Raw genomic sequence first — 11748 nt, 5'->3', positions numbered from 1 at the left:
CCCGGGGGCCCTCGGGGGCCCCCCCCGCGCGGCCCCCCCCCACCAGCGCCGGCTGCCGGGCCAGCTGCTCGTCCGGCAGCCGCCGCAGCCGCTCGGCGAGCCGGCCCGAGACCTCCGGGTCCCGCCGGCCCGCCGTGCCGCCCAGCCGGGACCGGGCCAGCAGCGCCCCCATCGCCTCGAAGTCGCGGCCCAGGCCCGAGGCGACCTGCTCGGCGACGGTCAGGCTCCGCTCGGCCGCCGCCCGGTCGCCGTCCTCCTCGGCGAGGCGCGCCGACTGCAGCAGCAGCTCCAGCTGGAGGTCGGGGAACCCGGCCTCCGCGGCGTGGTACGCCGCCTCGTCGGCGGCGGCCCGGGCGTCGCCGCGGCGGCCGAGCCGGGACAGCGTCTCCACCCACAGCGGGTGCAGCGGGCTGCCGGTCGTCCACGGCCTGCGGGCCGCCAGGCGTTCCGCCGCGGTCTGCGGGTACTCCTGGGCGAGGAGGTCCTCGACCTCGCGGGCGGTGATCTTCTCCCAGTCCTCCAGGTCGGCCTCGGCCAGCACCTCGGCCGGGGCGTGCCCGCCGAGGTGCCCGGACAGGTAGGCGGCGGAACGGCCGGCCATGTCCTGGTCGGCGCCCGCGAGGAACCGTTCGACGCCGGGCAGCCAGCGCCGCTCCACCGCGCGCGGGTTCTCGCCCAGCCGCAGCCGGTGGTAGATCTCCTCGGCCCGCGCCTGAGGGCCCTCGCGCGCTTCGTAGTACGCCACCGCCCGCTGCCCGACGGCCCGCATCAGGTCCGTCCGGTCCCGGTCGGCCAGCCGCAGCGTCAGCGAGCGCAGATCGGCGCGGTGCCGTACGGCCCCGGGCCCGGCCGGTTCCATGAGGTCCAGCCGGGCCAGTCCGCCGAACAGCCGCTCGGCCTCCTCGGCGTCGGGCACGACCAGACCGCAGGCGCCGGCCAGGACCTCGCGGACCAGCTCCGGGGTGACGGTGCGCAGCGCCAGGCCGGCCTGGGCCAGCGCGCGGACGTCCTGGTCGGGGATGTGCCGCAGGATCCGCTCGTACAGGAACCCCTGGACCAGCATCCGGTCCACCGAGTGCAGCAGATGCTGCTCGGCCGCCAGGTCCTCGACCAGCCGGCTCGGCGCCCCGGTCCGGTCCTGCTCCTCCACCACGGCCCGCGCGGCGAGCTTGAGGCTGAGCGGATGCCCGCCGATCCGGTCCGCGAGCGTCCCGGCCAGCTGCGCGTCCCGCACCCCGCAGGAGGTCAGCAGCGCCACCGAGGCCGCGCGGTCGAGGCCGCCCAGTGCGATGACGCGGGGCTGCACCGGCCGCCCCGGGTGGTCCACCAGCCGCCCGGAGACGATGCTGCGCATCCGCGGGTGGGTGTCCTGGAAGGCCGCCCAGACGGCCCACATCCGGCCCAGCGCGGGCGAACCGGTGTACTGGGCCTCCTCGAAGGAGTCGATCACGACGACCAGCGGCGGCGGCTCGCCGCCCGCCGGGCCCGGTGCCACCCGGAGCACGAGGGCGCCCAGCCGCCGGGCGAGGTCCGCCTCCCGGGCGGCCGCCAGCTGGTGCACCCCCGAGGACGTCCGCCGGGCCACGGTCCCCCGGGTGGTGGACAGGGCGTAGAGCTCCTCCACGGTGCCCTGTTCGGCGCGGTGGGTGCCGGCGGCCTCCTCGCACGCGTGGGCCAGCACGTCGAACTCCGAGCGGTGCGCGGGGTACTGGACGCCCAGCTGGCGGGCCATCTCGGCGATCAAGGTGGCCGGCTCGTGCACCGAGAGGGTGGGCCGCTCGAAGTCGACGTAGGCGTGCGGGAAGCCGCCGGGGACGTCCCGTACGGCGTCCAGCAGGAGCTTGGCCAGCAGGGTGCTCTTGCCGATCCCGCCCGGCCCCTGGACCAGCACCGGCGGCACGAGGCCGGCGCCCGGCGCGGGGCCCGCGGCCGGTGCCTGCGGCTGCTCGGGCAGCGGCAGCCGCCGGCCGTGCCAGGTGGGGCGGTGCTCCGGCAGCCCGAGGTAGGCGCGCAGCTCGGCCAGCTCGGCGGTCCGGCCCTGGAAGGCGTCGCGCACCAGGCGCTCCAGCGGCTGCGCGAGCCGGGCCCGTTCCAGCGTCCGCTGGACCTCCGCCGGGTCGGGGATGCCGGTGATGCCGGGGATCCGGTCGAGCCACAGGACGGCCTGGAGGGTGTGGGCGAGCTCCTCGGCGCCCTGCTGCGCCAGGTCCGGGGGAGTGCCGCTCAGGTACGCCAGGGCGGTCCGCTCGGGGCCGGGCCCGGGCGGGACGTGGTCGAGGTTGGCGCGCAGGGCGAGGCGCGCCTGCTCGGGACCGGCGAGCGAGCGCAGCGCCGTGTCGCGGACGGCGGGCTTGAGCACCCAGTCGACGGTGGCCCGGGTGCCCACGGTCCGGCAGTCCCCGACCAGTTCGAGGTCGGCCCGTCCGGTGGGCTCCGCCTCGCCGGGCAGCCTTAGGGTCGCGGGCGTGAACCGGGTCAGCAGACAGGCGGCGGCCCGGTAGGCGGCCCGCAGGTCGGGGACCGGCGGCGGGCCGGGGGCGGCCGCGGTGCGGCGCAGCCGCTCGCCCAGGCGCGCGGTGAAGTCCGCGCCCGGGCCCAGGGAGCGGTAGAGCCGGACGGTCTCCTCGGCCGCCGTGCACACCTTGCGCATGTAGCAGTCCGGGCCGGGACCGCGGCTCGCCTCCAGCACGGCCGGCAGGACGGCGCCCACCAGGGCCTCGACCTGCTCCGGGCCGGCCGGGGCCTGGCCGCCGGGGGGCGGGGTGGCGGCGAAGAACTCCCGGAAGAACTTCTGCAGGTCCTCCGGCCCGGCGATCCGCGCGGTGTCCCGCACCTCGTTCTTGCCGACCTCGTACGGCAGCTGCCGCACGGTGGGGGAGTAGCCCAGCAGCACCAGCCGGGGCGCGGACCTGCGGCGTACCGGGGTGTGCTCGTAGACGGCCAGGGCCAGTTTGCCGATGCAGTCCCAGACGTCCGAGGTGGCGTCGAGCTTGTCGCACTCGTCCAGGACCAGCCAGAACTGCTCGGTCGCGGCGGTGGCCTGGCTGACGATGCGGTGCACGGCGTTGCCGAGCGAGGGCAGTGGATCGTTCAACTGTGTCGGGTTCAACGGTGAGATGCGGGACCCCGCCGGATGGGGGTCGGCCACGTACTCGGCCAGCCGCTGGACCACCTCCTGGGCCGTCGACGTGCGCTCCAGCGTCACCCGCACCGGGCGGAACCCGCAGTGGGCCCCCAGGTGGCGGATGAAGCTGTAGGTGTACGAGCGCCCGCTGTCGGGCTCGCCGTCGACCACCAGGACCGTCTTGTCGGGGTCCTCGATGAATTCCCGGATGCTCCGGCGCAGATCGGCCCGGTCGAGGAACACCTCGGCGCCGTTCTTCAGGACGGTGGTCAGGAAGTGGTCCTCGGGCGAACGGTCCAGCCGGGCGGCCTCGGCCAGTTCCCTCTCGAACCTCTGCACCATGCTGCCCGCGGGCAACGAGGTCAGCGAGTCCTGGCCGGACAGCGCCTGGAGCAGCACCAGCTGCAGGCCCACGCCCTCGTTGCGGACCGCCTCGACCAGGGCGACGGCGTTCTCACCGGCCCGCGGACCGAGCGGCAGCCGGCCCACGAATTCGGCGTCGAACCACTGCCTGAGCCGGGGACCCGGTTCCGTGGTGAGGAGCAGGTGGTCCCGGGCCCATTCGGTGACGAGGTCCCACTCGGTATCGGTGAGCGACATAGCGCACCTGCACTGCCGCCGCTGCGGCGCGGGAGGACGGACGGCCTGATATCTGTCATGGTTTCACCCGGCCGGAGCGCCTGCAAGGCGGCCGAACACCGCCCTGACCTGCGACTGGACCGGGGCACTGGCCAGGTACTCGCTGATCCCGTGGTGGTTGGCGCTGTCGTTGCGCACCAGGTGGTCGGTGACCCGTGCCGGGGGCGGGTACTCGGCCCGCAGCCAGTGGTCCAGTGCCACCAGGTCCCGCAGGTCCGAGGCGTTGCACCAGGCCTTGACGCACGCCGGGACGGCCGGCGGCCGCACCAGCAGGTCCTGGATCTCGGTGATGCCGAGCGGGGACCCGACGGTGACGAAGAGGTCGACGTCCCGGCGCCGCTCCTCGCGCAGCACCTCGTAGGCGATGATCGTGCCGAGGCTGTGCCCGACCACGACGAGCGGACCGCCACCGGCCGCGGCGAGCTGGGCGCGGACGGTCTCCCGCATGGCCTCGCCGAAGCCGCCGAAGAAGTACGCGTGGACGTCCTCGTAGGTGTGCCGCAGCAGGGACTTGAAGACCGGCGAGCGCAGGAACAGCGGCAGCGGCAGCACCCGCTGCCCCTCCCCGGGTGCCGGGGCGGGCCCGCCGTCCTCGCCCCGGTCCAGGGTCTGCGCCGCGTACGTCATCCGGGCCAGCCAGCGCGCCAGCCGGGTCTCCCCGGCCGGCTCGCCGGCCCGCCGACCGGCGGCGGACCCGGCGGCCGTTTCGGTGGCCGGGCCGGTGGCCGGCCCGGCCGACGAGCGGACCTCGCCCAGGGTGCGTTCGACGAACTCCTCCGGCGTCTCGGGCAGGCCGGCCACCGGCAGCTCCCGCTCGTTCCGCGCGCCGCCCTCCGACGGGTCGGCGCCGCCGTCGTCGGGCAGCGGCTCGGCGTAGCGGAGCGCGGCCCAGTAGGCCATCCGCGACGCGGGGCCGAGGTCCGCGCCGAACAGGGCGCGGTCCCAGCGGGACTTCAGCAGCTCGCGCCGGACCTTGTTGCCGTTGCCGTGGACGTAGACGATCGTGGCGTCGGACATCGCGCTCCCGGTCACTTCCCCAGGACGATGTCGTCGTGCGACTCCAGCCGCTTCCAGCGCTCCACCGGCGCCCGGCTGACGGGCATCAGGTCGGCGGCCGGCAGCGGTCCGAAGTCCAGGGCGGTGAGCTCGACGATGTCGGAGACGGGCACCTGGAAGGTGCGGAAGGGCCCGAGCGGCGGCGGGTCGCCCGGCCGGGCGCCGGCCATGGCCCGTTCGAAGTCACGCGTGAGGTCCGGGCTCTGGTCCAGGATGTAGCCCGTGGAGGCCAACCGGCCGCCCTGGAGGAAGGCGGCCACCTTCCAGAACCGCAGCGGGACCTGGATGCCCCGGTAGGGCGGGTCGGACTCGTGCAGCACCGGGCCGGTCATGACGGTGAGCTTGCGGTCGAACTGGGCGGCGTGGTCCAGCAGGAAGTTCTCCAGGCCCTGCCAGAGCTGCTTGCCCTGGTTGAAGACGTCCTGCTGAGGGGCGGCGTTGGTGTAGTGGAAGGTGTCGTTGTTGGCCTGGTTCGCCTCCGCGGTGGCGCCCCAGACCGGGTCGAGCCGGCGGACCAGGTGTCCGCGGTCCAGGGTGTTGTTGCGGTAGATGTCGTTGCCGGCCTGCTGCGACTCAGGCAGCCGCGGGTCGAACTCCCACTTGTCCTCGCGGGGCACGTCCGGCAGCAGCCGCGCCCCGTCGATGCACACGGCGGTGGCCGCGGCGAGCCGGCGGTCGGGCCGGTGGACGACGCTGAAGTGCGTGTAGGGCAGGAGCACCGTCTCGACGGCCGGCGAGGTCGGCATCGGGAGCGGGATCACCGGGCCGAGGAAGGCCTCGTCGTAGCCGGCGCGGTCGGAGAGCGCACCGGCACGCGCCGCCAGGTCCGGCGGGGACTCAATTGCGTTCATAGGATGGAAGTACCGCGCGGAGGGGATCCTTCACGGTGCGGTGCGCGGGGCCACCCGAACAGCGGCCACCCCCCGGAACCCGGGCGGCAGGCCCGATCGGGCGGCGTGCCCGCGCCCCTGGTTCAGAGCGCGGCGGCCAAGGAACCCATGCAGTCGACCCCCTGACCGGCCCGCCCGACAAGGAGCCCCCATGCCCAAGGGTCTGTCCCTGCACATCGGCCTCAACAGCGTCGACCCCGACCGGTACGACGGCTGGAACGGCCGGCTCGTGGCCTGCGAGAACGACGCCCGCGACATGGCGGCGATCGCCCGCGCCAACGGATTCTCCGACACCCTGATCCTGACCCGCGACGGGACCGTGGACAACATCACCGCCCAGCTTCGCGAGGCCGCCGGACAGCTGAAGAGCGGTGACATCCTGCTGTTCACCTACTCGGGCCACGGCGGCCAGATGCCCGACCTCACCGGCGACGCGGACGTCGAGACCGACCGCAAGGACGAGACGCTGGTCTTCTTCGACCGCCAGTTCCTCGACGACGAGCTCTACAAGGAGTTCCAGGCCTTCGACCAGGGCGTACGGATCGTCGCCGTGCTCGACTGCTGCCACAGCGGCACCAGCATCGAGTCCGTCCAGGAACTGCTCAGCCCCCAGGCCCTGGAGACGCAGTTCGGCTCCAGCGCCCCGCAGCAGGTCGAGGCCGCCGCACGGGTGATGCCGATGGACAAGCAGGAGCAGATCCTCGAACGCGACCGCGCCTTCTTCGAGGACCTCCAGCGCGGCCTGAAGAAGGGCAACGGCAAGCCCGCGGACGCGGTGCTGATCGGCGCCTGCCAGGACAACCAGTTGGCCTCCGACGGCTCGGTCAACGGACTGTTCACCGAGAAACTCCTCAAGGTGTGGGACAACGGCGGCTTCCGCGGCGGCTACCGCGAGTTCCACCGCGACATCCAGAAGCACATGCCGGCCATCCAGAGCCCCAACTTCTACACCACGGGCACCCCCTCGGACGCCTTCCTGCGGCAGAAGCCGTTCACCGTGTGAGCACCCGGGTGAGCACCGGGTGGGAGCCGGACCCCGCACCGCCCGGGACGGACGGTGCGGGGTCCGGCGACCGGACGTCAGAAGCGGTCCGGGGCCCCCGGGAACGGCGGCGCCGGCTTCGGCTGCGTCAGCCGGCCGCCCTCGGCGGGCGGCGTGGTGCAGGTGATGTCCTGGTACGGCAGCCGGCCCGTGGCCAGGTACGCCGAGACCGGGGCGTTCGCGCACGACGCCGGGTCGAACAGGTACACGCCGTGGCCCTCACCACCGGCCGCGAGCACCATCCGGGAACCCTTCAGGGCGCGGTGCAGCCCCTCGCCGCTGGTCAGCGGCGTCTGGGAGTCCCACTCGTTCTGGACGGTCAGGACGGGCGTGCGGTTGTTGACCGCCGTGGCCTTCTCGGCCGGCCGGTCCCAGAACGCGCACGGCATGATGTTCGAGGCGAAGTCCCCGAACAGCGGGTAGCGCGCCTTGTCCCGGACCGCGTCCTGCCGGTACTGCTCCGGGTCCCGCGGCCAGGCGTCGGTGTCCCCGCACACCACGGCCAGGAACACCGCGGTGCTGTTGTCCGCGGCCGGCCCCCCGGCCCGGCCGCGCAGGAACCCTTCCGGCACCGAGCCGGCCGGCGGCCGGCCCTCGGCGGCCGCCTTGAGCGCCTTGACGAGCTCCGCGGCCTGCTGGGGGTAGAAGAAGTACGGCCGGGCGGAGCGGATGTCGTCGCCCGTCAGCTTCTGGCCCTCGAACGGGATCGGGTCCTTGTCGGCCCGCGCGACCAGGTCCCAGAAGGTGCGCGAGACCGCGTCCGGGGTGTCGCCGAGCCCGTACTCGGCCGAGCGCTGGGCGGTCCACTGCGTCCACCGGTGGAAGGCCGGCTCCGCGCCCTCCGCCCAGACCTGGATCATGCCGCGCCAGGCCCGCTGCGGGTCGACCCCGCTGTCCAGCACGATGCGGTCGCTGCGCTGCGGGAACATCTCCGTGAACACCGCGCCCAGGTACGTGCCGTACGAGTAGCCCAGGTAGGAGACCTTGCGCTCGCCCAGCACCGCGCGGATCACGTCCATGTCACGGGCGGTGTTGCGGGTGGTGATGTGCGGCAGCACGTCCTTGGCCTGCTGGCGGCACTTGTCGGCGACCGAGCGCGCCCACGCCACGTCGGCGGTGAACGTCTCCGGCTTGTAGGGCCGCAGCCAGTTCTGCTCGGCGTCCGTCAGCCCGCAGCTGATCGGGCTGCTCCGGCCCACGCCTCGCGGGTCGAAGCCGATGAGGTCGTACTGCTCGCGGACCTCCTTCGGCAGGTGCTCGTCGAGCAGGAGGGGCATGTCGAGCCCCGATCCGCCCGGGCCGCCGGGGTTGGACAGCAGCACCCCGTGCCGCTTCGCCGGGTCGGCGGCCTTGATCCGGGAGATCGCCACGTCCAAGGTGGCGCCCTTGGGCTTGCGGTAGTCGAGCGGGACCTTGACGGTCGCGCACTCGTAGGCGGCGCTCAGTTCGGGGTCGCAGCGCTGCCAGTCGGGCTTCTGCCGGAGGATGTCCGAAGAGGGGGCGGTGGTCGTCTCGGCGGCCGACGCCTGGGCCGGCGCGAGGGCCGGGACCAGGGTCGCCAGGACGCCCGCGGCGAGCAGCGGCGCGAATCGTCGCATGCGCACGAAAGCCGTTCCTTTCGCTGATGTCAGGACATCCCCACCCTGGGGTAAGGAACGGCGCCGCGAATCATCACGGAGGTGGGCTCCGCCTACTCCTCACGAACGAGGAGAGAAGGAGACAACTGTCCGAAAAGGCTCCTCAGTTGGGGGGTGTCTGCGCAACCGCCCCGTCCTTGGCGACCGGGTCGAGGCAGTCGAAGACCACCTGGCCCGACGTCCGGTCGAGGTGGAAGCGCCCGCCGTAGCGGCCACCGGTGATCTGACGGTCGAGCTTCCGGCTCGACACCCACACCGCGTCCTGCGGCAGCGAACCGCGCAGCTCCTGCGGGACGCGCTCGGGCGCGCTCGGCGCGAACGCGTACGACGGGTCGTCCAGGTACGCGCGCACCCGCGCCGCGTCGCCCGGCGTCAGCACACCGAACAGGCGGACGTCGGTGGGACCGGGCACGGACGGCCGGGAACCGGACGGCGGCGTCGTCCCGCACCAGGTGGTCGCGGCGAGCGGCCCGAACTCCGGGAACCGTACGGTGATCGGGCCGGTCTCGGTCCGCGGGGCGCAGGGCCACTGCGCCGCGGCGGACGGCGTCGGGCGCGGCTGCCCGGCGGCGCCGCCGGCCGGGCCCGGGGCTGCGGAGCGGCCGCAGGAGACCACCGCCACGACGGCCACCGCCGCCACCCCCGCGCTCGCCCACGGCGCCGTACGGCGCGGCAGTCGCGCGGCTCCCATCGCGTCCCTCCCCCTTCGAGATGTGCCGCCGAGGGTATCGGCTCCCGGCGGCCCCCGGCGGACGCCCTAGTCCACGGCCACCAGCCGGTCCAGGCCCGCCGGCAGCGGGCGGCGGCCCGAATGGACCACGCCCAGGGCCTGCGTGGCCCGGGTCAGGGCCACGTACAGGTCGCTCGGCTCCTGGTCGGCCGGCTCCACGACCACCACCGTGTCGAACTCCAGCCCCTTGGCCTGCCGCGGGTCCAGCAGCACCACGGTCCGCGTCAGGTCCGGCTCCTCACCCGCCCGTACGCCCGGCAGCGCAGGCGCCAGCTCCGCGTGCAGCGGCCGCGGTGCGATCACCGCCAGCCGGCCCTCCGCCGGTCGGTGGCGCAGCACCTCCTCGCCGACCGCGCCCGCCAGGTCCGGCGCGGCCCGCACCCACGGCTTCACACCGGTGGACCGTACCGAGCTCGGCGGCTCGAAACCGGGGTGGTGCGCCCGCAGCACCCCGGCCGCCACCTCCATGATCTCGGCGGGCGTGCGGTAGTTGACGCCCAGCCGGACCAGCTCCCACCGGTCGCCGACGTACGGCTCCAAGATCGCCTGCCAGGATCCGCAGCCCGCCTCGTCGCCGGTCTGCGCCGGGTCCCCGACCAGCGTCATCGAGCGGGTCGGGCAGCGCCGCATCAGCAGCCGCCACGCCATCGCCGACAGCTCCTGCGCCTCGTCGACGACGACGTGCCCGAACGCCCACCGGCGGTCGGCCGCGGCCCGCTCCGCCGTGCTGCGGTGGTCGGCCTCCTCGTGCCGCTCGGCCATCCGCTCGGCGTCGATGATGTCGTGCGCGGCGAGGTACTCGTTCTCCTGGTCCTCGAACTCGAAGCTCTCCGAGCCCGCCGACAGGTCCAGCACGCCCTGCGCGTAGGCGACCCGCTCCAGCCGCTCGCGCTCCCGCGCCGCGCGCTCGGCGGTGTCGTCCACGCCGAGCAGCTCGGCCGCCTCGTCCAGCAGCGGCACGTCGGCGGGCGTCCACGCGCCGCCCGGCGCCCGGCGGATCAGGTCGGCGTCCGCGTCGGTGAGGTGGGTGGGCTCCTCCAGGAAGTCGGTGATCAGCTGCTGCGGGGTCAGGTGCGGCCACAGCGAGTCGATCGCGGCGTGCACCGGGCCGCTCGTCGCGATCTCCTTGCCCAGCTGCGCGACGTCGTCCGGGCCCAGCAGGTTCGGGCCGCCGTACGGGTCGGCGCCGAGCCGGTCCGTCAGCTGCTCGGTGAGCGCGTCGATGATCCGGAAGGCGAAGTACGGGCGGGCCAGGTTGTGCGGCAGGCCGGTGGACCGGGCGTGGTCCCGGGCCTCGTACGCCATCGTCCGGTCCAGCAGCAGGGTCCCGTAGTCGTCGTGGTCGATCTCCAGGGCCGGCTCGGGCACCACGTCGGTGTCCTCGCCGGTGCCCGCCGGCACCTCCTCGGGCAGCAGCTGCCGGTCCGCGACGACCCGCGCGAGGACGTCGGCCATCGCGGCGCGGCCCTTGACCTCGGCGCCGCCCGGGCGGTCGGTGCCGGTGGCGTGCACGCCGGGGAAGAGCTCTCCGGGGGAGGAGAGCAGCACCCCGGTCTCGCCGAGGGCGGGCAGCACCTCGCCGATGTACCCGAGGAAGGCCGGGTTCGGGCCGACGATCAGCACGCCGCGCCGCGCGAGCAGCTCGCGGTGGGCGTACAGCAGGTAGGCCGCCCGGTGCAGCGCCACGGCGGTCTTGCCCGTGCCGGGCCCGCCCTCGACCACCAGCACCCCGCGGTGCGGCGAGCGGATGATCCGGTCCTGCTCGGCCTGGATGGTCTCCACGATGTCGTGCATGCGGCCGGTGCGGGCCGCGTCGAGCGCGGCGAGCAGCACGGCGTCCGCGTCCGCGCCCTCGTAGCCGGTGCGTTCGGTGTCGGTCAGGTCCAGGATCTCGTCGTGCAGGGCCGTGACCTGCCGTCCCCGGGTGGTGATGTGCCGGCGCCGGCGCAGCCCCATCGGGTGGTGGCCCGTGGCGAGGTAGAACGGGCGGGCGACCTCGGCCCGCCAGTCCAGGACCAGGGGGGTGCGCTCGGCGTCGTCCTCGCGGACACCGATACGGCCGATGTGGTGGTCCCGGCCGTCGGAGAACTCCAGACGGCCGAAGCACAGGCCGTTCTCACCGGAATCCAGCGCGGAGAGCAGACCGGATTGTTCGGCGACCAGGACATCGCGTTCCAGGCGTGCCTGTGCGCCGTTGCCGACCTCGCGCAGCGCCTGCGCGACGGCCTGTTCGGCCTTCTGGCGCAGGTCGTCGAGACGGGTGTAGAGGGCCGTGACGAATTGCTGCTCGCTCCGGAATTCCTCGGTTGACAATGCCACTCCTGACGCGATATCGTGTCCCCATAAGCTTTTCGCGCACTTCGGCATGCCCGTGTGCGTGAAACATTCAATATACGCAGGGAAATGCCCCGACCGTCAATCGGTCGGGGCATTTCCTTTTTGCGTCGCGCTGCCGTCAGGCCGCCGTACGGTCCGCCGGGCGGCTCAGCAGCGCCGTGAGGGCGGGCGCCAGCACCAGGGCGGCCCCGGCCCAGGCGAACGCCGCGCCGAACGCCACCGGCAGCGGCTCCAGGACCCCCAGGGCCACCAGCAGGTGCAGCGCCAGGGTCGCGCCGCCCACCGCGCCGGCG

7 protein-coding genes are annotated in these 11748 nt (G+C 74.3%); 1 reads left to right on the top strand and 6 read right to left on the bottom strand.

What is annotated here, in order from left to right:
• The 3 genes from LG632_RS27235 to LG632_RS27225 form a co-directional block, all read right to left on the bottom strand.
• The coding region (locus tag LG632_RS27235; RefSeq protein ID WP_226730208.1) for an AAA family ATPase at nt 1-3724 on the bottom strand (3724 nt) is incomplete at its 3' end.
• A 63-nt stretch (nt 3725-3787) separates the two neighbouring features.
• On the bottom strand, nt 3788-4780 hold the full coding sequence (locus LG632_RS27230) for an esterase/lipase family protein (protein WP_226730207.1): 993 nt from the start codon (nt 4778-4780) through the stop codon (nt 3788-3790).
• Nucleotides 4781-4791: 11 nt separating this feature from the next.
• Nucleotides 4792-5670, bottom strand: coding sequence for a DNA/RNA non-specific endonuclease (locus LG632_RS27225; RefSeq protein ID WP_226730206.1), 879 nt, complete (start codon nt 5668-5670; stop codon nt 4792-4794).
• 190 nt (nt 5671-5860) lie between these two features.
• Here LG632_RS27225 and LG632_RS27220 point away from each other — a divergent pair, with 190 nt between their 5' ends.
• Entirely contained in the window at nt 5861-6712 is an 852-nt protein-coding gene (locus LG632_RS27220) for a caspase family protein (RefSeq protein WP_226730205.1), read from the top strand.
• A 77-nt stretch (nt 6713-6789) separates the two neighbouring features.
• Here the strand turns inward: LG632_RS27220 and LG632_RS27215 are convergent, their stop codons facing one another.
• The 3 genes from LG632_RS27215 to LG632_RS27205 all read right to left on the bottom strand — a co-directional run bounded on the left by LG632_RS27215 (nt 6790) and on the right by LG632_RS27205 (nt 11431).
• Complete coding sequence (locus LG632_RS27215; RefSeq protein ID WP_226730209.1) at nt 6790-8349, bottom strand: alpha/beta hydrolase; 1560 nt, start codon at nt 8347-8349, stop codon at nt 6790-6792.
• A gap of 142 nt (nt 8350-8491) precedes the next feature.
• A complete protein-coding gene (locus tag LG632_RS27210) occupies nt 8492-9079 on the bottom strand; it encodes a hypothetical protein (RefSeq protein WP_226730204.1) in 588 nt (195 codons plus the stop codon).
• 66 nt (nt 9080-9145) lie between these two features.
• Nucleotides 9146-11431, bottom strand: coding sequence for a HelD family protein (locus tag LG632_RS27205; RefSeq protein WP_226730203.1), 2286 nt, complete (start codon nt 11429-11431; stop codon nt 9146-9148).
• Between the last annotated feature and the right edge of the window lie 317 nt (nt 11432-11748).

The sequence above is a fragment of the Streptomyces antimicrobicus genome (assembly GCF_020532625.1).
Taxonomy (GTDB): domain Bacteria; phylum Actinomycetota; class Actinomycetes; order Streptomycetales; family Streptomycetaceae; genus Streptomyces; species Streptomyces antimicrobicus.
Note: the sequence above shows the minus strand (reverse complement) of the source record. Positions and strands in the feature narration are given on the sequence as shown.